This window comes from Streptomyces sp. NPDC092045 (assembly GCF_044756005.1).
Lineage (GTDB): Bacteria > Actinomycetota > Actinomycetes > Streptomycetales > Streptomycetaceae > Streptomyces.
This window is the reverse complement of sequence record NZ_JBIVSC010000001.1, coordinates 489,209-512,073: the sequence shown is the minus strand read 5'-3', so window position 1 is coordinate 512,073 and position 22,865 is coordinate 489,209. Positions and strand designations below refer to the sequence as shown.

Genomic DNA, 22,865 nt, shown 5'->3' with positions numbered 1-22,865 from the left:
GTGTCCGCGGTCCGGCTGTGCGGCGCCGCGTGGGCGGCCGCGCCTGCGATGTGGCTGTGGCTGCGGTGTGACTGTGCCTGCGTTCTGGCTGTGCCGCTGTTCTTCTTCCTGCGCCCCGCGTACGGATGCGGAGGGCGCGCCGTTCGCGGGCGGACGCGCGGCCGCCGTTCAGCCGCGGGGCGGCGCGTCCCCCGCGCGGGCCGGCACGTCCCCGGTGCGGACGGCCGGCGCGGGTCCCCCGGCCGCCGCCCGCTCCGCCGTGCGGGCGATGTTCCTCGCCATGCCGCCGAAGACGACGGCGTGGAAGGGCGCCACGCTCCACCAGTAGAGCTGTCCGGCGAGTCCGCGCGGGTGGAACAGGGCGCGCTGGCGGTAGCGGGTCCGCCCCTCCTCGTCCCGTTCGGAGCGCATCTCCAGCCAGGCGAGCCCGGGGAGCCGCATCTCGGCGCGCAGCCGGAGCAGACTCCCCCGCTCGATCTCCTCGACCCGCCAGAAGTCGAGCGCGTCGCCGACCCGGAGCCGCTGGGCGTCGCGGCGGCCCCGGCGCAGGCCCACGCCGCCGACGAGCCGGTCGAGCCAGCCGCGCACGGCCCAGGCCAGCGGGAAGGAGTACCAGCCGTTCTCGCCGCCTATCCCCTCGACGACCTTCCAGAGGGTCTCCGGCGGGGCGTCGACGGTCCGTTCGCGTTCGTCGGTGTAGAGGCTGCCGCCGGCCCAGTCGGGGTCGGTGGGCAGCGGGTCGCTGGGCGCTCCGGGCAGCGAGGCGGAGGACCACCGGGTGGTGACCTTGGCCTCCTGGATCCGCCGGAGGGCGAGTTCGAGGGCGCGGTCGAAGGAGAGCGGGGCGCCGGGCGGGTCGGGGACGTGCTCCGCGATGTCGTGCTCGGTGCAGACCACCTCGTACCGCAGGGACTCCGCGAGGGGCCGGGCCAGGCCGGCGGGGACGGGCGTGACGAGTCCGATCCAGTGGCTGGACAGGCCGGGGGTGAGCATCGGCACGGACACGATGAGGCGCTTGGGCAGCCCGGCGACCTCCGCGTACTTGATCATCATGTCGCGGTAGGTGAGGACGTCCGGGCCGCCGACGTCGAAGGCCCGGTTGACGTCCGCGGGCATGTCCGCGCTGCCGACGAGGTAGCGCAGCACGTCGCGGACGGCGATGGGCTGGACGTGCGTCCTGACCCAGCTCGGCGTCAGCATCACGGGGAGCCGCTCGGTGAGGTAGCGGAGCATCTCGAAGGAGGCGGAGCCGGAGCCGATGACGACGGCGGCGCGCAGCACGGTCGTGGGGACGCCGGAGTCGAGCAGGATCCGGCCGACCTCGGCCCGTGAGCGCAGGTGCGGGGAGAGTTCGCGCTCCGGCACGCCCGCCGGGGTGAGGCCGCCGAGGTAGACGATCCGGCGGACCCCGGCGGCGCGGGCCTCCTCGGCGAAGGTCCGGGCGGCGCGCCGGTCGGTCTCCTCGAAGTCGTGGCCGGACCCGAGGGAGTGCACCAGGTAGTAGGCCACGTCCACGCCCTCGAACGCGGGCTTCAGGGTGGCCGCGTCGGTGACGTCGCCCTTGACGACCTCGGCCCGGTCCGCCCAGGGGTAGTCGCGGAGGTTGGCGGGGGTGCGGGCCAGACAGCGCACGCGGTGACCGGCGTCGAGCAGCTCGGGGACGAGGCGGCCGCCGATGTAGCCGCCGGCGCCGGTCACGAGGCAGAGGCCGGGGCCGGGGCCGGGCCGGCCTGCGGGTGCCGCGCCGGGCGAACCGTCCGGCGTCGGGTCGGGCGTGGCCCTGGGGTGCGTCGCCATGGCAGGGGGTGCTCCGTTCCGTCCCGGGGGCGTGCGTGCCGGGGCCCGCGCGGGGCGGGTCCCACGTCGATTCTTCTCCCTGTCTTCCTCCGCCGCGGCCCGGACGGATGCGGGAGGACGGGGTCTATAGGCTGAACGCGTGGCCCGCGAAGAAGACCGAGATGTTCCCGCCGCCCCTCCGGGCGCGGTCGGTGACCTGCACAGTTTCGCCGTCGCGCTGCGCCGGACGCAGGGCGAGATCAACCGTCTGGTGCACGGTTTCGCCCAGGCGCAGGGGCTGCACCCCACGGACGTGCAGGCCCTGGCCGTCGTCCTGGACAGTCCCGAGCCGCTGACGCCGGGGCGGCTCCGGGAGCACCTGGGGCTGACCTCCGGCGCGGTGACGGCCTGTCTGGACCGGCTGGAGAGGGCCGGCCACATCCGCAGGTCCCGGGAGAGCGCCGACCGCCGCGTGGTGCACGTGCGCTACGAGGACGGGGCGAGGGCGGCGGCCCGGCGCTACTTCCTGCCGCTCGCGGAGGCGACGGCCCGGGCGCGGGACCGGTTCGACGACGACGAACTCGCGGTGGCCCTGCGCTTCCTGAACGTCCTGAACGACGAACTGGGCGCCCTGCGCGTGCCGCGCCGCTGAGGCGGGCGGGCCGCCGGGAGGAGCGCCCCGCCCGGGCGGACCCGTCACCGGGACGGACGCGCCACCGGGACGGGCCCGTCGCGACAACCCGTCGCGAACCGCACGCGGCACGAAATCCACGCGTCACGGAACGGCCGAGTACTCCGAACGGGTGCATCCGCGGGGTCCGTGACGGCGGAAGGTCCGACGAGAGCCCGCGTACGTGGTGTTCCGTGGCATCCGATCGCCCGTTCCGGGTACCCGGTCGTCCGGCCCTTCCCGTGATGGTGCACACTTCTCTCAATCATTGAGATTGTTAATGGTCAAGTCATAGTTCGGAGACCCGATGCCCCGCGCTCCCCGCCGGACCCGCTTCCTCGTCCCGCTGGTCCTGCTCCTCGTCTGGCTCGCCGTCGGCGGCGGCCTCGGTCCCTTCGCCGGCCGGCTCGGCGAGGTCTCCACCAACGACCAGGCGGCCTTCCTGCCGCGCAGCGCCGAGTCCACCAAGGTCATCGAGGCCCAGAAGGCCTTCCGCACCTCGGAGTCCGTGCCCGCGATCGTGGTGTGGACCGCGAAGGACGGGGGAAGCCTGGACGCCGGTTCGGCCGCCGGGGCGACGAAGGCCCTCGCCGCGCTCTCCGGACGTCCGGGGATCGCCGGACCGCCCTCCCCCGCCCTGGCGTCCGAGGACGGGAAGGCGCTGCGGGCCGTCGTCCCGCTCCGGCCCGACCTCGGCGACGCGCTGCCGGACACGCTCGACTCGGTGCGGGAGGCCGCGGCCCCGGTGCCGGGGACGACCGTGTGGCTCGCGGGCCCCGCCGCCACCCAGGCCGACCTCTCCGGCGCCTTCTCCGGCATCGACGGGCTGCTCCTCGGCGTCGCCCTGATCGCGGTGCTGCTGATCCTGCTCGTCGTCTACCGCAGCGTCCTGCTGCCCCTGATGATCATCGTGGGCGCGGTCTTCGCCCTCGGCCTGGCCTGCGCGATCGTGTACGCGCTCGCCGACGCCGACCTGGTCAGGGTCGACGGCCAGGTGCAGGGCATCCTGTCCATCCTGGTGATCGGCGCCGCGACCGACTACGCGCTGCTGCTCGCCGCCCGCTACCGGGAGGAGCTCACCGCCCCGGGCGCCGACCGCTTCGCCGCCATGCGCAAGGCCCTGCGCCGCTCCGTCGAGCCGATCGTCGCCAGCGCCGCCACCGTCGCCCTCGCGCTGATCGCCCTGCTCGCCAGCGACCTGTCCAACAACCGGGCGCTCGGCCCGGTCGGCGCCATCGGCATCGTCTGCGCCGTGGTCAGCGCGCTCACCTTCCTCCCGGCGGCCCTGGTCCTCACCGGCCGCGCCGCCTACTGGCCGGCCCGCCCGAAGACGCTCCCCGAGGGCGCGGACCCCGAGGCGCCCCGGGGCGGCCAGGCCCTCTGGCACCGCATCGCCGGCGTGGTCGACCGCGCGCCCCGCAAGGTGTGGGCGATCACCCTCGCCGGCCTGCTGGCCTGCGCCGCCTTCGCGCCCGTGCTGAACTCCCGGGGCGTCCCCTTCGACGAGATCTTCGTGAACGACGCGCCGTCCGTCGCCGCGCAGGAGACCCTCGGCCGCCACTTCCCCGGCGGCGCGGGCAACCCCGCCGTGATCATCGCCGACGCCGGGGCGGCGCCCCGGGTGGCCGCCGCCGCCCGGGACGTCGAGGGCGTCGACTCCGCGTTCCCGGTGGACGCGACGGGCCGCCCGGCCCCCGAGAAGCCGCTCGTGGTCGACGGCCGGGTCCGGATCGACGCCACCCTCGCCGACGCGGCCGACAGCGACGCGGCGCGCGAGACGCTCGCCCGGCTCCGCACCGCCGTGCACGCGGTCCCCGGATCGGACGCCCTGGTGGGCGGCTCGACGGCGCAGCAGTACGACACCCAGCGCACCGCCGCCCGGGACCGCGCGCTCATCGTCCCGGTGGTCCTGGCGATCATCCTGGTGATCCTGGTGGCGCTGCTGCGCTCCCTCGTGCTGCCGCTGCTCCTGGTGGCCACGGTGGCGCTCAACTTCGCCGCCACCCTGGGCGTCTCGGCGCTCGTCTTCGAGCACGTCCTCGGCTTCACCGGCACCGATTCCTCGGTGCCCCTGTACGGCTTCGTCTTCCTGGTGGCGCTCGGGGTCGACTACAACATCTTCCTGATGTCCCGGGTGCGCGAGGAGACGCTGCGCCGCGGGGTCCGCGAGGGCGTCCGCATCGGCCTGACCGCGACCGGCGGCGTGATCACCTCGGCGGGCGTGGTGCTCGCGGCGACCTTCGCGGCGCTCGGCGTGATCCCGTTGGCGTTCCTCGTGCAGATCGCGTTCATCGTGGCCTTCGGCGTGCTGCTCGACACCCTGGTGGTGCGGTCGCTCCTGGTCCCGGCGCTCGTCCGGGACCTCGGCCCGAAGGCCTGGTGGCCGGGCGCGCTGAGCCGCCTCCCGAAGGAGGGAGGGGCCGCACCGGACCGTTCGCGGACCTGACCAATCCCCCGGGGCCGCCGCTCCGAACACCCTCAGGAGCAGCGCACCCGAGGCCACGCAGGAGGGCACAGGCGGATGAGAGAGCACGCACGCGTCGGAGGCGGTCCGGTCCCGGACCGGGGCGACGGACTGCCCGAGCTGATGGTCCGGGTGGCCCGGGGCGACCAGGACGCCTTCGCCGGGGTCTTCGACCGGGTCTCCGGTCCCGTCCTGGGCGTGGTCCGCTCCGTGCTGCGCGATCCCGCGCAGTCCGAGGAGGTGACGCAGGAGGTGATGGTCGACCTCTGGCGCTCCGCCGCCCGCTACCGGCCGGACCGGGGCTCGGTCCTGAACTGGGCGCTGACCCTCGCCCACCGCCGGGCCGTGGACCGGGTGCGCTCCGAGCAGGCCGCCTCGGACCGCGCCCGGCGGGTCGCGCTGCTCGACCACAGTCCCGCGTACGACGAGGTGACCGAGGAGGTGGAGGGCCGTCTGGACCGCGAGCGGGTACGGCGCTGTCTTCAGGGCCTCACCGAACGCCAGCGGCAGTCCGTCACTCTGGCCTACTACCGCGGTCTGACCTACCGTGAGGTCGCGGAGCTGCTCTCGCTCCCCCTGGGGACCGTGAAGACCCGGATGCGCGACGGGCTCATCCGACTCCGCGACTGCCTGGGGGTGACCGCGTGATGACCACCGACGAGCTGCACACGCTGACCGGCGCCTACGTCCTCGACGCCCTGGAGACGGACGAGGAGCGGGAGGCCGTCGAACGGCACCTCGCCCAGTGCGGCCCGTGCGCGCACGAGGTCCGCGAGCTCTCCGAGACGACCGCGCGCCTCGGTCTCGCCGTCGCCTCGCCGGTCGACCCGGCGCTGCGCGCCGAGGTGCTGCGCCGGATCCCGGACGTCCGCCAGCTCCCGCCCGCCACCCGTCCCTTCGGACGGTCGCCGGGCGGCCTCGGGGGCCTGCGGCGGCTGCCCCGCTGGGCGCTCGCCGCCTCGGTCGCCGGTCTGCTGGCGCTCGGCGGCGTCGCGGGCTGGCAGTACGAGCGCGCGGAGGAGGCCGACCGGCGCGCGGCCGTCGCGGAGGAGCGCGCGGAGGCCGTCGCGGCCGTCCTGGCCGCGCCCGACGCCCGGGTCTCCACGGCCCGGCTCGCGGACGGCGCGGTGGGCACCCTCGTCCACTCCCCGTCCCTGGACCGGGCGGTGTTCGCCGCGGCGGGGATGCCGGCGCCGCCGCCCGGGAAGGTCTACCAGCTCTGGTACGACGACTCCGGGACGATGCGGCCCGCCGGTCTGATGACGCCGGACGCGGCGACCTCGGCGGTCCTCCTGGAGGGGCCGGCGAACCGCTCGGCCGGCATCGGCATCACCGTGGAGCCGGAGGGCGGCTCGCCCCGTCCGACCTCGGACCCGGTGGCGACGATGGCGATGCCGGCGGCGGCCTGACGGCCCGGGGCACGGCGGCCGCGGCCCGGGGGCGGCCGCCGCGCCCCGCTCACGGCGTCCCCGGCGTCCCGGTGGGCGCCGGCGGCGCCGGGCAGGCCACCGAGCCCGGCTTCACGGACAGCTTGAGCTTCGGGGTGGTGAGGAGGCCCGGGAGCTGGAAGTCCTGGGCGGTGCCCGTGATCCGGTCGAACTTGGCGTAGCGCGCCTGGATGCCGAAGCGGTGCTGCGGGCTGTTCAGCGGGTTGTCGACGTACGCCCCGGAGGAGTCCTTGACGGTCTTCACGTCGGCGCCGTTGGTGTTGAGGTCGACGATGCCGTCCATGTCGAGGACGCCGGTGGCGTTCTTGAGGTCGAGGACGGTGTTCTTGGTCCTGATCTCCCAGGAGTCGGGGTCGTCGTCGCCGAGGACCAGCATCAGGGTGTACGTGGCTCCGCCGATCTGCTGCTTCTGGCTCAGGCACAGGCCGTTGATCATGCCGTCCGCGAAGCCCATGCGGAGCACCCGCACGGTCCCGGCCGAGCCGTCGGGCCGCACGACGGCCTGGTCGACGACGGCGGCGCCGTACTGCGTCCCGTACAGGCTGCTGGTGGTGAAGTCGACGGGCCGGTCCTGGATCTTGAGGCCGACCGCGAGGGCTCCGCTCGCCATGGCGGTCCCGAGGCCGCCGGCGGCGAGGAGCGCGGGCACGGCGACGGCGAGGGACCGGCGCCAGTGGGTGCGGCCCTCCTCCGGGGCGGCTTCCCCCGGGCCGGTGACGTGTCCTTCCGGGCTGTGGCGTTCGGGGCTCATGGCGAGGTCACCGTGATGGTTCCGGGGAGGTGGACGGGGTTGTCGGTGGAGTCGAGGGCCGCGTGGTCGTCGACGGTCCGGATGGCGTAGATGTCCCCGGCGAAGTCCTCGGCCCCGGCGGTCAGCGGGATGAGGGAGCCGAAGAAGTCCAGGAGGCCCTGCACCCCGCAGATCTTGACGAGGACGCGGAGGCAGACGTTGGTGATGTTCCCCCACATCGTCGTCGTCTCGGGCTTCCCCGCGCTGTCGTAGCCGCCGAGCGAGCCCTCGTCCGGCACGTCGATGGTGACGGTGTGGCCGTTCGCCTTCTGGACCACGTTCATGTGCGAGCGGATCTTGAGCTTGGTGAAGGTGTACTTGTTGGTGGTCCGGGTCGTGCCGTCGGAGAGCCGGATGGTGACGTCCTTGTCGACGGTCAGCGAGACGGCGACCATGCTGTCGATGGTGACGCGCAGCGGGTCCGGGGAGGGCAGGAAGGGGACGCCGAGCGGCTGGACCGCGGCGGGCGCCCCCGAGGCGCTGCCCGGCTGCCCCGACCAGACGGCGGTGGCGACGGCGAGCACCAGGGAGGTGCTCACGGCCAGCGACTTCCGCCGCGCCCCGCCCCTTCCGCGCGGCCGGGCCGTCCCGCGCACCCCGGCCGTCACCCCTCCACCGCCCTGCGGCGCGGGCGTTTGGCTCCCCAGCCCACCATCATGGAGCCGCCGAGGACGCCGAGCGCCATGCCGAGCAGGAAGCCGCCCAGGTTGGAGACGACGAGCGAGACGACGGCGAGGATCGCGCCGATGAGCCCGAAGGTGTACCGCTGGGCGGGCAGCGCCATCGGGATGAGGCCGCACAGGATCATCCCGCCGCCGACGAGGTAGCCGGCGATGCCCCCGAAGCCCGTGCTCACGATCAGCTGGAGCGAGCTGAGGGAGAACTTGAGGACGGTCCAGCCGCCGGCGACCAGCCACACCCCGCCCCAGAAGGGGCGGGTGCGGCGGAAGGCCCCGAACCACGCCCACGCGGACCGCACCCGGCTCAGCACGTCGTCGCCGTTCCGGGGACGACCTTGATCTTCAGGTCGGGCAGGACGAGCGCGCCCGCCATCTCGGCGTCGTACGCGGTGGCGTTGAGGCCGTGCAGCTTGATGGAGCTGCCGCCCTCGCCGCCCGCCGAGCCGAGTCCGAACCCGCCGGGCAGCGCGCCCGTCAGGGGCTTGCCGGCGACGGTGACCTGGTCGGCGGACTGGCCGAGCACCGCGTTCTGGAGCGTGGTGGGCCCGTACGCCTGGAGTTCGGTGGCCTGGATGTAGAGGTTCGAGGCGTCGATGTCGGTGGTGAAGGTCCCGGGCGGGGTGGCCGTCACCTTCTGACCGCCGGTCAGGAGCAGCGAGTACGGGACGCCGGCGATCTTCTGGTGGACGATCCCGCACAGCCCCGCGAGCCCGGCGCTCGCGAAACCGACGCGCGCCATGGCGGTGTTGGTGGTCGTGGTGCCGTCCGGGCGGCCGACGGCGGGGGTGTTGACGATGGCGCCGAAGCCGCTGCCCTGGACGCCGTTGGAGGTCAGGGTGAAGGGCTCCCCGGTGACGCTGAAGTTGGCGGCCAGCGCCCCCTGGGCGAGCGCCGTACCGAGGGCCCCTATGGCCAGGGCGGAGGGGACGAGGGCGAGGGCGCCGCGTCCCCAGCGGGTGCCGCGGCGGGTGTCGTCGGCGGCCTCGGCCAGCATCCGGGTGTTCCAGTCGGCGGCGGCGCGGGCGCCGGCCGTACGCATCCGGGTGAAGGACTTGCCGAGCCCGCGGGCTCCGGAGAAGAGGTGGTTCATGCGGATCCGCTCCCAACGGGCACGGGGGGTACGGGGGTTGTTGCGGCGGCCTTGCGGCGGCGGAGGAGGCCGCCGGTCCGTGCGGCGGGCTTCCCGGGGAGCCAGGCGAAGGCCATGGAGCCGCCGAGGACCGAGAGGAACATGCCGACGAAGAGGCCGCCGAGGTTCGACAGCGGGAAGGAGGCGACGCCCGCGATGACCGCGAGGACGCCGGCGGTGTGACGCTGGCTCGGCAGCAGGAGCACGAGCAGGGCCATCGCCATGAGGACCACCCCGCCCGCCATACCCGCGATCCCGCCGATGCCGACCTGGAGGATCTTGCCGAGGGGGGCCATCGGCAGGAAGAAGATGACGAAGCCGCCGGTCCCGGTCCAGACGGCCGCCCAGAAGGGCCGGGTGCGGCGCCACTGGCGGAACGCCCCGCGGGCGCCGCGCGGGCGTGCGGCCCCCTCGGCGGAGGCGGGGTCCTCGGCCGGCCGGGTCGGCTCGGGTGGGTCGTTCGGCGGATCGGTGCTCATGGAGGCCTCGCAGCGGCGGTTCGGGGAGGGACGGGAGGGGTGCGGGGACGGGGCCCCGCGTCTCCGGAGGACCCGGGGGAGGTTCCGGAAGGCGCGGGGCCCCGGCCGGTGGCGGCGGTGCGCCGGGGCCGTGCGGCTCAGCAGCCCTTGTCGCCGTGGGCGATGCCGATCGCCAGGTCGGGCAGGGTGATCGCGCCGGAGATCGTGGCGGCGTTGGCGTCGGCGTTGAGGTTCTTGATGTCCGTCCGGCCGCCGGTGGCGTCCAGGCCGAACTGGCCCGGGGTGCCGTCGGTGATGCCGGTGCTCTTGATCCCGGCGCCGTCGGCGGCGGCGCCGATGACGTTCGGGCTGCCGTCGGCGGCGTGCAGGGTGGCCGTCGACGCCTTGAGCGCCTGGGCGTCGAGGACCAGCTTGTTCGCCTGGAGCCCGGCGCCGGCCACGAGCTGCTCGCTGGTGAGCGGGGTCGCGGCGGCCGGCGAGGAGATGTTGAGCGACCAGGTGCCGAGGCTGCCGATCACCGGGAGGTTGACCGACTGGACGGCGTGGACGCAGATGCCGTCCAGGCCCGCCTTGGCGAGGCCGACCTCGGCGGCGCCCTTCGGCCCGCCCGCGTCGACGGTGTGCATGACCGCGCCGATGCCCTGCGGCGCGGCCACCGTCCTGGAGCTCAGGGTGAAGGGGACGCTCGTCAGCGAGAGGTTCGCGGCGAGGGCGCCCTGCACCATCGCCGTGGCCATGGCGCCGATCGCCACGGTGGCCGGCAGGGCCAGGACCGCCGATCTGCGCCAGCGGGTGACCCCTCTGGTCTCTTCCTGCATGTGCTCTCCAACCGTCGTCCCGCACGCGGCGTGCGGGTGGGATGTGAACACAGCCGTGCGTCCTCGGCCGGATGGTCGGAGACGGGTGACACTTTGCGGCTGCTTGTTCGAGAATTGGACACTCTCTTATGGAGTGTCAACAGTCCGGACAATTCTCGGAAGAATTCCTCTGGACTAGGCTTGGCCGATGCCACGCTTCAGGGAGACGGTCCGGACACTGCTGCGCGAACGCCTGCTCGACGCGGCGTACGAGGCGGTCGCGGAGCGCGGCTTCGACAAGCTGCGCATGGCCCACCTGGCCGGCGCGGTCGGCGTCAGCCGGCAGACGCTGTACTCGGAGTTCCCCTCCAAGGAGGCGGTCGGCGAGGCCCTCTTCCAGCGCGAGCTGGAGCGCTGCCTCGTCGGCATCCAGGCGGGCCTGGACGCGCACCGGGACGACCTGCGCGCGGCCGTCGAGGCCGCCGTCGGCTTCACGCTCACGCTGGCCGGTCGGAACCCGCTGATCAGAGCCATGCTGACGAGCACCGGCGAGGACGGACTGCTCCCCTATCTGACGACCCGGTCCGCGGCGGCGTTCGCCACGGCCACGGCCATGGCCGACGCGTACGTCACGGAGGCGTGGCCCACCGTCGATCCGGTGGCCCGCGAGCTGGCCGTGGACGCGGCGGTGCGGCTGACCGCGAGCCACATCGTGCAGGCCACGGCGTCCCCGGAGGAGTCGGCCCGGCGCGTCGCGGACACGGTGGTCAGGGTCGCCCTGAGCACCGGCCGCGAGAAGCTCCCGCCGGGCCCGGCGGCCTAGGGCGTGTGTCGAAAGTAGCGCCGTCTGCCCGGAGGGCAGGCGGGACTTTCGACACACGCCCTAGCCGCCTCAGGGGCTCGGCCCCCGGTACTCCTCCAGGACGGGCCGGTTGCCGAGGTCCGGGGACGAGGAGACGGGGAAGGCGCGCACGCCGACCCTCCCCTCGATCCGGCCGATCTCGCCCCAGCCGTACGCCCGCGAGTCGTCCGACAGGTCGGGGTTGTCGCCCAGGTAGAAGAACGCGCCCTCGGGCACGGTCCGCAGTTCGGCCCGCGCCGCGCGGGAGCCCTCCGGGGTGCAGCAGGCGCCCGTCCGGTGTGCCTGCGCGGCCCACTGGGGCGCCACCACCCGGTACAGGGGCCCCTTGCCGCCCTCTTGGAGCAGCACGCGGAAGGGCTCGTCCGGCGTGGAGACGATCGCGACCCGGTCGCCGGGGAGCCCGATCACCCGCTTGACCAGGAGGGCGTCCTTGCCGGTGGCCCGCAGCAGCACCACGTCGAACCGGCGCGCCTCCCCCGCGGAGCCGGGGGCGGCGAGGACGCGGTCGCCCTGGTGGAGGGTGGGGGCCATGCTGGTGCCGTCGACCCGGATGCCGAGGGCGGTGACGGCCACTCCGGCGAGGAGGCAGAGCAGGACTCCGGTCCCGAGGGCGGCGCCGGCCGCCCGGCGCGCGTTCACGGGCGTCGGGTGGGGTCCGGGAGCCGCACGCCACCGGACCGGTCGATTTCGGTCATGGCGGGACGGTAGGCCGGACGGCGGACGGCGGCTGTGACCGTACCGCTCAGGGTTGTTGACCGGACGGGCCGGGCGGACCGGGCGGACCGGGCGGTCCCGGCGGAAGCGTGCGGGCCGCGCGTACCGGGTGGACCGGCTGGACCGTACGAACCGAGCGGACCGGACAGGCCGGGCGGGCCGAGTCGACCGAGTGGGCCGGCCCGGGCGGCGCTACCCCCGCCCCCTCCCCTGGTACGCGCGGGGTGTCTCGCCCGTCCAGCGCCGGAACGCCCGGTGGAACGCGCTGGGTTCGGAGAACCCGAGCTGCCGGGAGAGCCGCTCGATGGAGACGCGGCCGCCGGCCAGTTCGGCGATGGCGTGGTCGCGCCGCACCTGGTCGCGGAGGCGCTGGTACGTCGTCCCCTCGGCGGCCAGCCGGCGGCGCAGGGTCTGCGGGCTGATGGAGAGCCGGACGGCGAGCTGCTCGGGCGTCGGCACGGGACCGGCGGGCAGGGCGCGTCCGATCAGGTGCCGCACCCGGCCGGTGACCGTGCTGCCGTAGTCGGCGGAGACGAGCACGTCGACGGGGGCGCGGCGCAGGAAGACCTTGAGCGCGGCGCCGTCGCGGAGGACGGGTTCGTCGAGGTCGGCCCGGTCGAAGACGACGGCCGTCCGCCCGGCGCCGAAGACGCAGGGCGCGCCGAACAGGAGGGCGTACTCGCGGGCGTGGCGGGGTTCGGGGTGGACGAACTCGACGCGGCGCAGGCCGATCCTGCGCCGGATCAGCCAGCCGGCGAAGCGGTGGGCGACGAGGACGGTGGACTCGGCGCCGAAGTGGAGCGGGTCGTCGTACCCGGAGACGTCGAACTCCAGCCGGGCCTCGTCGGCCCCGTCGGCCCCTTCCGCCCCGAAGGCCCCCTCGTCCGGTGCCGGTTCCACGAGCCGGAAGCGCGGTCCGGCGGGGAAGAGGGAGTAGAAGGTCTGGGCGCGCCGGAGGGCCTCGCGCAGGTCCCGGCTGCCGTGGACCACGACGTGGGCCATCATCGCGAAGGTGCCGACCTTGCTGGGCGCGCCGCCGAAGCCGATCAGCTCGTCGTCGAGCGCGGCCCACAGCGTCCTGACGAGCCGGCCGAACTGCTCGGCGGGGACCCGGGTCCGGGGCTCCTCCTCCAGGAGCGCGGTGGGCAGTCCGGCCCGGGCGAGGAGCGGCCCGGCGGCCACCCCGCGCCGCTCGGCGCCGAGCAGCGCGGCCCGCACGTGGTGGGAACTGACCGATCGTGTCGGCACGCGCGTCGCCTCCGTTCCGGCCGCGTCACGCCCCGGGCTCCCCGGAGCTGGACACTTTCCCTGAGAGATGTCCAGGTTCGGACATTCTACTGAGAACTGTAAGGCTCTTCGGGTCCTTCCCGGACGAGGGGAACGACGAGCGGGCCACGCCCGTCCGCGGAAGGACCGGGACCTCGGCGGCCCGGCACCCGGCGGCCCGACGCCCCAGCGGCTAAGCGCCCGGCACCCGGCACCCGGCGAGGCTCGGCGCCTCAGCACCCCAGCGGCTCGGCCACCGCCCGCAGCGCCCCGACGACCGCCCGCACGGAGGGGCGGCGGCCCGCGTCGGCGCGCCAGGTGGCGTAGATGTGCCGCCGCATCTTCTGGCGCACGGGCACGAAGGCGACGCCCTCCGGCACCGGGCGGCCGAGCCGGGGGGTCACGCAGACGCCGAGGCCGGCCGCGACGAGCGCGAGCTGGGTGTGGTGCTCGCCCGCGAGGTGGCCGATGCGCGGCTCGATGCCCTGCGAGCGCAGGGTGAACATCAGCCAGTCGTGGCAGAACTCGCCCTCCGGCCAGGACACCCACTCCTCGCCGGCGAAGTCGACCAGGTCCACCGCCTCGCACCCGGCCAGCGGGTGCGAGGCGGGCAGGGCCACGTCGGCGGTGTCGTCGAAGAGGTGGGCGCGCTCCAGGCCGCCGGGCACGGGCGCCCGCTTGTTGCTCCAGTCCAGGACGATCGCGAGGTCGGCGTCGCCGCGCAGCACCGCGCGCACCCCCGGCTCCGGCTCCAGCTCCGTCGTGCGGACCCGGAGTTCGGGGTGGCCGGCGCGCAGGGCGGCGAGCGCGCCGGGGAAGAGGCCGCGGGCCGCCGTGGGGAAGCCGGCGAGCCGCACCTCGCCCACGACCCGGCCCCGCTGGGCCTCGATGTCGGCCTGGGCCATCTGGACCTGGGAGAGGATCCGGGCGGCGTGCTCGGCGAGCAGCACCCCGGCGTCGGTGAGGCGCACGCCCCGCCCGTTCTTGGCGAGCAGCCGCTGCCCGACCTCGCGCTCCAGCTTGGACAGCTGCTGGGAGACGGCGGAGGTCGTGACGTGCAGTCCGTCGGCCGCGCCGCTGACGGAGCCGTGCCGGGCGACGGCGTCGAGGGTGCGGAGGCGCTCCAGGTTCAACATGTAAGCGATCCTAAGGGAAGGGGTCGAGGAAGTCTCACTTGTCCTAAGCGGTTGGTTCCGGTCACCCTGAGGGGCATGAGCCCCGCAGCCCCGCAGCACGTCCCCCCGGTCCCTCCCTCCGCCCGCCCCGCCCCTTCCGCCGGGCCGCCCCGGTCCGTTCCCCGTCCGCCGCTCGACTGGCGTGTCCGGTTCGGCGCGCTGGCCCTCGTCTGGGGCTTCAGCTTCCTGTTCATCAAGGTCGGCACGGAGGGCTTCGCGCCCTTCCAGGTCACCTTCGGCCGGCTCCTGTTCGGTACGGCGGTGCTCGCCGTCGCCCTGGTCGCGAAGCGGGACCGGCTGCCGCGCGGCGCCCGGGTCTGGGGCCACCTGGCGGTCGCGGCCCTCCTCCTCAACGCGCTGCCGTTCTCCCTCTTCGCGTACGCGGAGCTGACGATCCCGTCGACCCTGGCGGGCATCTGCAACGCGACGACCCCGCTGTGGGGCATGCTGCTCTCCCTCGTCGCGCTCTCCGAGGACCGCCCGACCCGGGTCCGGGCCGCCGGTCTGGGCATCGGCTTCGTCGGCGTGCTGACCGTGCTCGGCGCCTGGCAGGGCTTCTCGGGCCTCGACGTGACCGGCACCGCGCTCGCCCTCCTCGCCTCGTTCAGCTACGCGGTCGGCTGGATCTACGTCCGCCGGACGCTGGCCGGCACCGGCGCCTCGAACCTCTCGCTCGCCGGTTCCCAGGTGGGCCTGGCGACGCTGCAACTGGCCGTGGTCACCCCGCTGTTCACGTCGCTCCCGAAGTCGGTGGAGCTCGTGCCGCTGCTCGCCGTGATCGCGCTCGGCGCGCTCGGCACGGGGTACGCGATGCTGCTCCAGTACGGCATCGTCGCGGAGGTCGGCCCGACGACGGCCTCCATGGTCACGTACTTCATCCCGGTCATCGCCACGGCGGCGGGCGTCACGCTCCTGGGCGAGCACCTCGGCTGGAACACCCCGGTGGGCGCCGTCGTCGTCCTGGCGGGCGCGGCCCTCACCCAGACCCGCGCCTCCCGTCGCCGCGCGACTCCCCCGCCCGGACCGGCGGCCCCCGAGGCGCCCGCACCGGCCCCCGCGCCCCGGGATTCCGCGACCTGCGCCTGAGCCTCCGCACCCCGGGGCGGGGGGGGGGGGGGGGGGCCCCCCCCCCCCCCCCCCCCCCCCCCCCCCCCCCCCCCCCCCGCCCCCCCCCCCCCCCCCCCCCCCCCCCCCCCCCGCCCCCCCCCCCCCCGTGGTGCTTGGGGGGGCCGCCGGGGGTGGGGGGGGGCGTGGGGGCTCAAATAATTAAAACAAGTCGGGGGGGGGGGGGGGGGGCGGCCCCCCCCCCCACCACCGGAAGGGGTGAATGCTCGTAACTTTCCCCCCCACGTCGCGTTCTGTCGCGGTAAGCGGCGGAACGGTCACGGAGGGTCAGACGACGGCCAGTTCCTTGCCCCGCTCCGCGCGCTGTTCCCGGCGCCGCTCCCGGCGGGCCGCCGCGAGGGCCGGGTCCAGCGAGGGGACGGCGGCGAGCAGTTGCCGGGTGTACGGGTCGCGGGGCGTCCCGTACACCTCCTCGACCGTGCCCTGCTCGACGATCCGGCCGCCGCGCATGACGGCGACCCGGTCGCCGACCCGGCGGACGACCGCGAGGTCGTGGGCGATGAAGACGAGTCCGAGGCCCAGTTCGGCCTGGAGCGCGGCGAGCAGTTCGACGACCTGGGCCTGGGTGGTGACGTCGAGCGCGGAGACGGGTTCGTCGCAGACGATCAGGCGGGGCTCGGCGGCGAGCGCGCGGGCGATGCCGACGCGCTGGCGCTGGCCGCCGCTGAACTCGTGCGGATAGGCCCCGTGGCGGTCGGGGTCGAGCCCCACCCGGTCGAGCAGCTCGCGCACCCGGTCCCGGATCCGCTTCTCGTCGCGCTCCCCCGCCGCCCGCAGCGGGTCGGCGATCGACTCGCCCACGGAGCGGCGCGGGTTGAGGGAGGCGACGGGGTCCTGGAAGACCATCTGGAGCTCGCGGCGGTACGGGCGCAGGTCCCGCTCGGACAGGGCGCCGATCTCCGTGCCCCCGTAGCGGAGCCGGCCGCCGGTCGGGTCGAGGAGCCGCACCAGCATCCGGCCGAGGGTGGTCTTGCCGCTGCCGGACTCCCCGACGACGCCGAGGGTCTCGCCGGCGCGGACGGTGAGGGAGACGTCGTCGACGGCGGTCACGGCCCGCTCGCCGCGCCCGAACTCCCGCCGCAGCCCGACCGCTTCGATCAGCACGTCCCCCTCCCGCGGAGAAGTTCTGACCGGCCCGTCGAGCCGGGGCACGGCGGAGAGCAGCGCGCGCGTGTACGGCTCCGAGGGCGCGCCCAGGACGCCCGCGACGGGGCCGCGCTCGACCTCGCGCCCGTCGCGCATGACGAGCACCTCGTCGACGCTCTCGGCGGCCACGCCCACGTCGTGGGTGACGAGGAGCAGCGCGGTGCCGGTCTCGCGGCGCAGCTCGTGCAGCAGGTCGAGGATCTGGGCCTGCACGGTGACGTCGAGGGCGGTGGTCGGCTCGTCTGCGACGAGGAGCCGGGGCTCGCAGGCGAGGGCCATCGCGATGAGGGCGCGCTGCCGCATGCCGCCGCTGAACTCGTGCGGGCGGGAGCGGGAGCGGCGGGCCGCGTCGGGGATGCCGACCCGGTCGAGGACGTCGACGGCCCGGGCGCGGGCGGCCTTCCGCGAGCCCCCGGCGTGGATCCGGTACACCTCGGCGATCTGGTCGCCGACGGCGTAGTAGGGGTCGAGGGAGGACAGCGGGTCCTGGAAGACCATGGCGGCGACCCCGCCGCGCAGCCGCCGCAGGTCGGCGGGGCCGGCGGCGGCGACGTCGATGCCGCCGACGCGCACGGTGCCGGTGACCTTCGCGCCGGTGCCCCGGTGGAGTCCGAGGAGGGCGCCGGCGACGGTGGACTTGCCGCTGCCGGACTCCCCGACGAGGGCGAGCGCGCGGCCCTCGTCGAGGGTGAGGGAGAGCCCGTCGACGGCCCGTACGGAGCCGTCCGCGCGGTCGAAGGAGACCGTCAGGTCCCGCACCTCGACCAGGGGGCCCGGGGTCCCGGTCGGGGCCGGTCCGGAGGCGGTCTCGGTCGTCACGTGGGGACCATCCTTCTCGGTCGTCACGTCAGGACCACCCTTCGGTCGGCGGCCGCGTACAGCAGGTCCGCGAGGACGTTGGCGAGGACGACGGCCGTGCCCATCACCATGACCACGCCGACCACCACGGGCAGGTCGATCTGGCGGACCCCGTCGATGAGGGTCTTGCCGAGGCCGGGGATGCCGAAGAGGGACTCGGTGAGCACGGCCCCGCCGAACATCGAGCCGAGGTCGACGGCGCTGATCGCGATCACCGGCGGGACGGCGCCGCGCAGGGCGTGCCGGGTGACGACGGACCGCTCCCCCACCCCGTAGGCGCGGAAGGTCCGGATGTGGTCCTCGGCGAGCGTCTCCAGGGTGGAACTCCGGGTGAGGCGGGCGTACTTGGCGGATTCGAAGAAGCCGAGGGTGATCCACGGCAGCAGCATGTTCCAGGCCCACTGCTCGGGGTCCTCGCCCAGCGGCACGTAGCTGGGGAAGGGCAGCCACCGGAGGTGGGCGCAGACGGCCATGAGGAGGAGCAGGCCCAGGATGAAGACGGGCGTGCCGGTGCCGGCGAGGGTGACCACGGTGAGGACGCGCTCGGTGATCCCGCCCCGGCGCAGGGCCGAGAGGAGTCCGGTGCCGACGCCGACGAGCAGCCAGACGACCATGGCGCCGAGGGCCAGGGAGGCGGTGGCGGGCAGGCGCTCCAGGACGAGCCGGGTGACCTCCTTGTCGCTCTGGTACGAGAGGCCGAGGCAGGGCGCGTCGCAGTGCACGACGGAGGTCCCGGTGGAGTAGTCACGGCCGGTGAACACGCCCTGGAGGAAGTGCAGGTACTGCGCGAGCGCGCTCTGGTTCAGGCCGAGTTGCTCGCGGACCTGGGCGATCTGCTGGGGGTTGCAGCGCTCGCCGCAGGCCAGCCGGGCGGGGTCGCCGGGGGCCAGGTAGAAGAGGCCGTACACGAGGACCGAGAGCGCCAGGAGGACGAGCGCGGCACCCGCGAGCCGCTTGAGGACGAAGCGGGTCATCGGGAGGACTCCTTACGGGTGCCCACGCGCAGCCGGCTCGTCTCGCGCGGGTCGAGGGCCGTGCGGACCGCGTCGCCGAGGACGGTGAAGGCGAGCACGGTGGCGAAGAGCAGTCCGGCGGGCAGCAGGACGTACGCCGGGTCGGCGCGGAACCAGGTCTGCGCGGTCGACAGCATCTGCCCCCAGGACGGGGTGGGCGGGGTGACGCCGACGCCGAGGAAGGAGAGGGACGCCTCGACGACGATGTTGGTGGGGACGAGGATCGCCGCGTAGGTGATGACGGGGGCGGCGAGGGCGGGCAGCAGCTCGCGGCGGGCGGTCCGCCAGCGTCCGGAGCCGGCGAGGCGGGAGGCGGCGACGAAGTCGAGACCCTTGAGGGTGAGCGTCTGGGCGCGCACGATCCGGGAGGTGCCGGCCCAGCCGAGGAACCCGATGACGAGGATCAGGAGCAGCGGCCGGGGGAAGTCGCGGGGGACGACGGCGGTCAGCGCGATGGCGAGGACCAGCATCGGCAGGGCGACGAGGACGTCGGTGGCGCGGCCGAGGACGGTGTCGACCCAGCGGTTGCCGAGTCCGGCGGCGAGGCCGACGAGGACGCCGATGAGGATCTGGACGGCGGTGGCGCCGATGCCGACGAGCAGCGAGATCCGGGCGCCGTACAGGAGCCGGACGAACAGGTCGCGGCCGGTGCCCGGTTCGACGCCGAGCCAGTGGTCGGCGCTCGCGCCGCCGAAGGAGCCGTACGGGACGCCGCCGCGCGCCGAGTCGACGAGGTCGTCGTGGTACGCGTACGCGTCCTGGCCCTCCAGGGCGGCGAGCAGCGGCGCGGCGAGGGCGAGGAGGACGAGCAGGAGCAGGACGGCGAGGGAGGCGAGGGCGGCCGGACGGGTGCGCAGCCGTCGCCACACCTGCCGGGCGGCGCCCGTGGCGGGGATCCCCGCCACGGGCGCCGGTGCTGCGGTCGGGGTGGTCACTTGACCGCGACCTGCGAGACGTCGAGGACGCCGGTCCAGTCGCTGATGACGACGTTCTTGACGTCCTTGCCGACGAGCCGCTTGTAGACCGGGTGGAAGAGCGGGACGTCGAGCGCCTGCTCGCCGATCTTCTTGTCGAGGGCGCCCCAGCGCGCGGCGGCGGCCTTGAGGTCGGTCAGCTTGTTGATCTCGTCGATCTCCTTGTTGACCGCCGGGTCGTTCAGCTGCGCGTGGTTGTAGTTGGAGCCGTTGGTGACGATCTGGCGTCCGTCGAAGATCGGTGCGAGGAACGGGCCGCCGGCCGGCCAGTCGGCGCCCCAGCGGGAGAGGAAGAAGCCGGGCGCGTCCTTGACGCTCCAGCGCTTCTCGTTGAAGGAGTTGGGCTCCTGGCCGTCGAGCCTGACGGTGATGCCGGCCTTGCCGAGGGCCTCCTGGACGGCGGTGGCGATCTCGGGGCTGGTGGCCCGGTTCTGGGCGGTGGAGTGCAGCAGGGTGACGGTGAGCCCGTTCGGGAAGCCGGCCTCCTTGAGCAGCTCCCTGGCCTTCTCCGGGTCGCCCGTCTTCCCGGCCGGGAAGTGGTCGTACGGCGTGAAGCCGAAGGCCTTCTGCTCGGGCAGGAAGGTGGTGGCGGGCTCGGCGAGCGAGGAGCCGCCGGCGGCGTTGACGACGCTGGTGCGGTTGACCGCGTACGAGATGGCCTGGCGGACCTTGGGGTTGTCGAAGGGCTTCACCTTCGGGTTGAAGGCGAGGTAGTTGGTGAAGCCGAAGTGGCCGGTGCCGACGCGGGCGGCGAGCGCCTTGTCGGAGCCGACCTGGGCGAGTTCGGCGGGGCCCAGGTTGGTGTCGGTGGTGACGGCGGCGGCGTCGGCGCCGGAGGAGGTGGCGAGGCGCTGGTTGATGACGGCCTCGTCGAGCCCGGAGCGGACGTCGATCCTGTCGGGGTAGGCCTTGCGCTCCTCGTCGGTCCCGGGATCCCAGTGCTCGTTGCGCTCCAGGACGAGGCGCTCGCCGTCGTTCTCGTTGCTCACGACCTTGTACGGGCCGGAGGAGACGGGGTGCTCCTCGTACTTCGCGCCCTTGTCCTTGGCCTTGGGCACGGGGGCGAACTGCGTCTGGGTGGCGACGAAGGGGAACTCGCCCTCGGGCTTCCGCAGCTTGAAGACGATGGTCTTCGGGTCGGGGGTGACGATGGAGGCGAGGCCCTCGGGGTCCTTGTAGGGGCCCTGGTAGGTGTCGCCGCCGACCAGCCAGTCGCGCAGGTAGGGGGCGCCGCCGGAGAGCTCGGCGGCGAAGGAGCGCTCGATGCCGTACTTGACGTCGGCGCTGGTGATGGGCGTGCCGTCCTCGAACTTCAGCCCGTCCTTGAGGGTGTACGTCCACTCGGTGGCGTCCTCGTTGGGGCGCCCGGTGTCGGTGGCGAGGTCGGGGACGACCTGGGTGCCGGCGGCGCCCGCCTCGCGGTTGCGGGTGGTGAGGGTGCGGAAGACGAGGGAGGGGACGTTGCCGCCGCCGGAGGTGTAGAGGCGGGCGGGGTCGAAGTCGGTCTGGGCCTCGGCGTTCAGGACGGTGAGGGTGCCGCCCTTCTGCGGGGCGGCCGGGGCCTTGCCGGAGGTGCCGCTCTTGGCGCCGGCGTCCTCGGGTCCCGCGCAGGCGGCGGCGCCCGAGGCCAGGACGACACTGACGGCGGCCGCTGCCACGCGGCGGGAAATGACGGACGGTTGACGCATCGGAGAAGGCCTCTCGGAGAACTGCGGCGGAAGGTGGGGACGTTCCGCGCGGGCAGCGGCGAGCGGCGGTGTCGCCGGGGAGTCCCCGGGCGTTCCCTACGACGAAGGAGACGCACGGAGGAGCCGCGCCCACGGGGAGGACCCGGGCGCGGAAGGGCGTCGGCAGGTGCGGGAAACGCGGAGGGCCGACGTGCGCTCGGGCAGGGGTCAGCGACAGAGGACGTCGGACACGGCATGCCCGGACACGCCGATGAGCGCCAGCTCTATGGCGGCGCGCTCGGTGGCGGCGTGACGGTGCGACATGCCGAGAAATATGGACGAACGCGCGAACGATGTCAACGCGCTGCGAGTGATTTTTGAGACAAGCGTCTCGGCATACGATCGACCACGGGGCGACGGCCGGCCGGGGGCGAAGCGGCCGCCGACCGGCCGTGGACTCAACTTCCGGGATGCACCCAGGGGTTGGGGCGGCACCGGATGCCGTCGAGGTCCAGGGACTTCGTCTGCTGCTGCATCACGGGGGCGAGCGCACCGGGAGTGCGGCAGTTCACGTGGTTGTGCCCGAGCCGGTGGCCGACCTCGTGGTTGATGAGCATCTGGCGGTAGGCGTACATGGCCTTGGGGCCGAAGGTGTCGGCCCCCCGGGCCCAGCGGAACGCGTTGATCATCACGCGTTCCGTGGAGGCGGAGTCGCAGGAGACGTTGTCGACCGTCGTGTCGAGCCCGGACTTCCGGCACCAGACGCCGGTGGTGCCGGGGCTGGCGAGCGTGATGACGAAGTGCGCCTCCCCGGTGGAGATCCGCTCGAAGGTCATCGCGCCGTCGCCCGCCCAGCTGCGCGGGTCGTTGAGGGTCTTCTGCACGGCGTCGGCGAAGAGCTTCGGGTCGAGCCCGAGCCCCTTCTCGACGTCGACGCGGTAGCGGATGAGCTTGCCCTTCCCCGGCGCCTTCTGGAAGCCCTGGACGGCCTCGAAGGCGCCGGACCCCTTCAGCCCGGGGTCGATCAAGAACTGATGGGTCATCAACTGCTCGTACGTGGGCGCCGGGGGCTTCGGGGGCGCCGGGTGCGTCGGGGTGATCCGGTCGTCGGAGCGGGAGGCGGAGGAGTCGTCCGCGGCCCGCTCGGCCGGTTCCCCGGCGGCGCGGGGGGCCGCCTCGGAGGCCTCCTTGTCGGTGACCTGCCCGGCGACGACGACGGCGAGGACGGTGGCGACGGCCGCCGCCCCGACCCCGGCGAAGGTGCGGCCGAGCCCGCCCCGCGCGGTCGGCGCCTCGGCGTCGGGCTCGTCCTCCTGGCGGGGCGCGGGGACGAACGGCCCCTGGTCCTCGTCCCGTTCGGGATCGGCGGCCGGGGGCCGGCCGCGCCGTCCGCCGTAGGGCGCGGGGCGCGCGCCGCCCTCGTCGTGCTGCGGGTGACCGCCCCGCGCGGCGGCGGCCCGGTGGACGGGGACGCCGTGCGCGGGGGTGCCGGGGACGCCGTGGGCGGGGGTGCCGTACACCGGGGTGCCGTGGGCGGGAGTCCCGCACGCCTGCCCGTCACGGGCCGGAGCGCCGTGGACCGGGACGCCGTGCGCCGGAGTGCCGTGCGCCGGGGTCCCCTGCGCGGGAGTGCCGTGCGCCGGGCGGCCGTACGCCGGTGTCCCGCCGGGCCGTGTGCCCGTCGGGTCCTGGCCGCCGTCGGCCGCGGCCCTGCGGCGGCGGCCCGTGCCGGGGGCCGGGCCTCCGGCCGTGCCCGGTTCCGGTCCGGTCCGCTGCTGCCCGGCGTCGGGCGCCGGTGCGGGCGCGGCGCCCCTGCGACTGTGTCGTCCCAC

22 protein-coding genes are annotated in these 22,865 nt (G+C 74.7%); 6 read left to right on the top strand and 16 right to left on the bottom strand.

Going from position 1 to position 22,865, the window contains the following annotated elements:
- Window positions 1–168: 168 nt before the first annotated feature.
- Entirely contained in the window at window positions 169–1,797 is a 1,629-nt protein-coding gene (locus ACIQKA_RS02395; protein WP_402539702.1) for an SDR family oxidoreductase, read from the bottom strand.
- 139 nt (window positions 1,798–1,936) lie between these two features.
- Between ACIQKA_RS02395 and ACIQKA_RS02390 the strand changes: the two genes are divergently transcribed.
- The 4 genes from ACIQKA_RS02390 to ACIQKA_RS02375 all read left to right on the top strand — a co-directional run bounded on the left by ACIQKA_RS02390 (window position 1,937) and on the right by ACIQKA_RS02375 (window position 6,319).
- Window positions 1,937–2,428 carry a MarR family winged helix-turn-helix transcriptional regulator gene (locus ACIQKA_RS02390; RefSeq protein ID WP_383154896.1) on the top strand — a complete coding sequence of 164 codons (492 nt, stop codon included), beginning with the start codon at window positions 1,937–1,939 and terminating at the stop codon, window positions 2,426–2,428.
- Between the two features lie 325 nt (window positions 2,429–2,753).
- A complete protein-coding gene (locus ACIQKA_RS02385) occupies window positions 2,754–4,892 on the top strand; it encodes an MMPL family transporter (RefSeq protein ID WP_402539699.1) in 2,139 nt (712 codons plus the stop codon).
- Between the two features lie 75 nt (window positions 4,893–4,967).
- Window positions 4,968–5,558 (top strand): sigma-70 family RNA polymerase sigma factor, encoded by a 591-nt coding sequence (locus ACIQKA_RS02380; RefSeq protein WP_383433608.1) that lies wholly within the window; start codon window positions 4,968–4,970, stop codon window positions 5,556–5,558.
- Entirely contained in the window at window positions 5,558–6,319 is a 762-nt protein-coding gene (locus tag ACIQKA_RS02375) for an anti-sigma factor domain-containing protein (protein ID WP_383154891.1), read from the top strand. Before ACIQKA_RS02380 ends, ACIQKA_RS02375 begins: the two co-directional genes overlap by 1 nt.
- 49 nt (window positions 6,320–6,368) lie before the next feature.
- On the opposite strand, the gene ACIQKA_RS02370 is transcribed toward ACIQKA_RS02375, so the two are convergent.
- The 6 genes from ACIQKA_RS02370 to ACIQKA_RS02345 all read right to left on the bottom strand — a co-directional run bounded on the left by ACIQKA_RS02370 (window position 6,369) and on the right by ACIQKA_RS02345 (window position 10,254).
- A complete protein-coding gene (locus ACIQKA_RS02370; protein WP_402539697.1) occupies window positions 6,369–7,109 on the bottom strand; it encodes a DUF6230 family protein in 741 nt (246 codons plus the stop codon).
- A complete protein-coding gene (locus tag ACIQKA_RS02365; RefSeq protein WP_383160493.1) occupies window positions 7,106–7,687 on the bottom strand; it encodes a hypothetical protein in 582 nt (193 codons plus the stop codon). The genes ACIQKA_RS02370 and ACIQKA_RS02365 overlap by 4 nt, the downstream gene beginning before the upstream one ends.
- 65 nt (window positions 7,688–7,752) lie before the next feature.
- A complete protein-coding gene (locus ACIQKA_RS02360) occupies window positions 7,753–8,139 on the bottom strand; it encodes a DUF6114 domain-containing protein (RefSeq protein WP_383160490.1) in 387 nt (128 codons plus the stop codon).
- Complete coding sequence (locus ACIQKA_RS02355) at window positions 8,133–8,918, bottom strand: DUF6230 family protein (protein ID WP_062758214.1); 786 nt, start codon at window positions 8,916–8,918, stop codon at window positions 8,133–8,135. The genes ACIQKA_RS02360 and ACIQKA_RS02355 overlap by 7 nt, the downstream gene beginning before the upstream one ends.
- Window positions 8,915–9,436 (bottom strand): DUF6114 domain-containing protein, encoded by a 522-nt coding sequence (locus ACIQKA_RS02350; RefSeq protein WP_383433601.1) that lies wholly within the window; start codon window positions 9,434–9,436, stop codon window positions 8,915–8,917. The genes ACIQKA_RS02355 and ACIQKA_RS02350 overlap by 4 nt, the downstream gene beginning before the upstream one ends.
- 137 nt (window positions 9,437–9,573) lie before the next feature.
- Window positions 9,574–10,254, bottom strand: a complete 681-nt coding sequence (locus ACIQKA_RS02345) for a cholesterol esterase (protein WP_383433598.1) — start codon at window positions 10,252–10,254, stop codon at window positions 9,574–9,576.
- A gap of 187 nt (window positions 10,255–10,441) precedes the next feature.
- On the opposite strand from ACIQKA_RS02345, the gene ACIQKA_RS02340 reads away from it, so the two are divergent.
- The gene (locus ACIQKA_RS02340) at window positions 10,442–11,056 is read left to right on the top strand and encodes a TetR/AcrR family transcriptional regulator (protein WP_383433595.1); all 615 of its coding nucleotides are present in this window, start codon (window positions 10,442–10,444) and stop codon (window positions 11,054–11,056) included.
- A 69-nt stretch (window positions 11,057–11,125) separates the two neighbouring features.
- Here the strand turns inward: ACIQKA_RS02340 and lepB are convergent, their stop codons facing one another.
- The 3 genes from lepB to ACIQKA_RS02325 form a co-directional block, all read right to left on the bottom strand.
- The gene (gene lepB / locus ACIQKA_RS02335) at window positions 11,126–11,734 is read right to left on the bottom strand and encodes a signal peptidase I (protein WP_383433594.1); all 609 of its coding nucleotides are present in this window, start codon (window positions 11,732–11,734) and stop codon (window positions 11,126–11,128) included.
- A gap of 267 nt (window positions 11,735–12,001) precedes the next feature.
- Window positions 12,002–13,057 carry an AraC family transcriptional regulator gene (locus ACIQKA_RS02330; RefSeq protein ID WP_402539696.1) on the bottom strand — a complete coding sequence of 352 codons (1,056 nt, stop codon included), beginning with the start codon at window positions 13,055–13,057 and terminating at the stop codon, window positions 12,002–12,004.
- Between the two features lie 251 nt (window positions 13,058–13,308).
- Complete coding sequence (locus tag ACIQKA_RS02325) at window positions 13,309–14,211, bottom strand: LysR substrate-binding domain-containing protein (protein WP_383160080.1); 903 nt, start codon at window positions 14,209–14,211, stop codon at window positions 13,309–13,311.
- Between the two features lie 75 nt (window positions 14,212–14,286).
- Here ACIQKA_RS02325 and ACIQKA_RS02320 point away from each other — a divergent pair, with 75 nt between their 5' ends.
- Complete coding sequence (locus ACIQKA_RS02320; protein WP_383433583.1) at window positions 14,287–15,336, top strand: DMT family transporter; 1,050 nt, start codon at window positions 14,287–14,289, stop codon at window positions 15,334–15,336.
- 306 nt (window positions 15,337–15,642) lie between these two features.
- Here ACIQKA_RS02320 and ACIQKA_RS02315 read toward each other — a convergent pair whose 3' ends face one another.
- From ACIQKA_RS02315 to ACIQKA_RS02290, 6 genes are all read right to left on the bottom strand, one after another.
- Window positions 15,643–17,340 carry an ABC transporter ATP-binding protein gene (locus tag ACIQKA_RS02315; protein WP_402539694.1) on the bottom strand — a complete coding sequence of 566 codons (1,698 nt, stop codon included), beginning with the start codon at window positions 17,338–17,340 and terminating at the stop codon, window positions 15,643–15,645.
- Window positions 17,341–17,363: 23 nt separating this feature from the next.
- Window positions 17,364–18,353 carry an ABC transporter permease subunit gene (locus tag ACIQKA_RS02310; protein ID WP_391093280.1) on the bottom strand — a complete coding sequence of 330 codons (990 nt, stop codon included), beginning with the start codon at window positions 18,351–18,353 and terminating at the stop codon, window positions 17,364–17,366.
- Window positions 18,350–19,327: an ABC transporter permease gene (locus ACIQKA_RS02305; RefSeq protein WP_383438070.1), complete on the bottom strand. Its 978-nt coding sequence runs from the start codon at window positions 19,325–19,327 to the stop codon at window positions 18,350–18,352. The genes ACIQKA_RS02310 and ACIQKA_RS02305 overlap by 4 nt, the downstream gene beginning before the upstream one ends.
- The gene (locus ACIQKA_RS02300) at window positions 19,324–21,054 is read right to left on the bottom strand and encodes an ABC transporter substrate-binding protein (RefSeq protein WP_383438067.1); all 1,731 of its coding nucleotides are present in this window, start codon (window positions 21,052–21,054) and stop codon (window positions 19,324–19,326) included. Before ACIQKA_RS02300 ends, ACIQKA_RS02305 begins: the two co-directional genes overlap by 4 nt.
- A gap of 207 nt (window positions 21,055–21,261) precedes the next feature.
- Window positions 21,262–21,357 carry an Ms4533A family Cys-rich leader peptide gene (locus ACIQKA_RS02295; protein ID WP_383158537.1) on the bottom strand — a complete coding sequence of 32 codons (96 nt, stop codon included), beginning with the start codon at window positions 21,355–21,357 and terminating at the stop codon, window positions 21,262–21,264.
- Between the two features lie 134 nt (window positions 21,358–21,491).
- A complete protein-coding gene (locus ACIQKA_RS02290) occupies window positions 21,492–22,865 on the bottom strand; it encodes a DUF3152 domain-containing protein (RefSeq protein WP_402539691.1) in 1,374 nt (457 codons plus the stop codon).

Coding starts and splice junctions, on each gene's coding strand:
- ACIQKA_RS02395 (WP_402539702.1), bottom strand. CDS start 1,797: ATGGCGACGCACCCCAGGGCCACGCCCGACCCGACGCCGGACGGTTCG.
- ACIQKA_RS02385 (WP_402539699.1), top strand. CDS start 2,754: ATGCCCCGCGCTCCCCGCCGGACCCGCTTCCTCGTCCCGCTGGTCCTG.
- ACIQKA_RS02380 (WP_383433608.1), top strand. CDS start 4,968: ATGAGAGAGCACGCACGCGTCGGAGGCGGTCCGGTCCCGGACCGGGGC.
- ACIQKA_RS02375 (WP_383154891.1), top strand. CDS start 5,558: ATGACCACCGACGAGCTGCACACGCTGACCGGCGCCTACGTCCTCGAC.
- ACIQKA_RS02370 (WP_402539697.1), bottom strand. CDS start 7,109: ATGAGCCCCGAACGCCACAGCCCGGAAGGACACGTCACCGGCCCGGGG.
- ACIQKA_RS02355 (WP_062758214.1), bottom strand. CDS start 8,918: ATGAACCACCTCTTCTCCGGAGCCCGCGGGCTCGGCAAGTCCTTCACC.
- ACIQKA_RS02350 (WP_383433601.1), bottom strand. CDS start 9,436: ATGAGCACCGATCCGCCGAACGACCCACCCGAGCCGACCCGGCCGGCC.
- ACIQKA_RS02345 (WP_383433598.1), bottom strand. CDS start 10,254: ATGCAGGAAGAGACCAGAGGGGTCACCCGCTGGCGCAGATCGGCGGTC.
- ACIQKA_RS02340 (WP_383433595.1), top strand. CDS start 10,442: ATGCCACGCTTCAGGGAGACGGTCCGGACACTGCTGCGCGAACGCCTG.
- ACIQKA_RS02325 (WP_383160080.1), bottom strand. CDS start 14,211: ATGTTGAACCTGGAGCGCCTCCGCACCCTCGACGCCGTCGCCCGGCAC.
- ACIQKA_RS02320 (WP_383433583.1), top strand. CDS start 14,287: ATGAGCCCCGCAGCCCCGCAGCACGTCCCCCCGGTCCCTCCCTCCGCC.
- ACIQKA_RS02310 (WP_391093280.1), bottom strand. CDS start 18,353: ATGACCCGCTTCGTCCTCAAGCGGCTCGCGGGTGCCGCGCTCGTCCTC.
- ACIQKA_RS02300 (WP_383438067.1), bottom strand. CDS start 21,054: ATGCGTCAACCGTCCGTCATTTCCCGCCGCGTGGCAGCGGCCGCCGTC.
- ACIQKA_RS02295 (WP_383158537.1), bottom strand. CDS start 21,357: ATGTCGCACCGTCACGCCGCCACCGAGCGCGCCGCCATAGAGCTGGCG.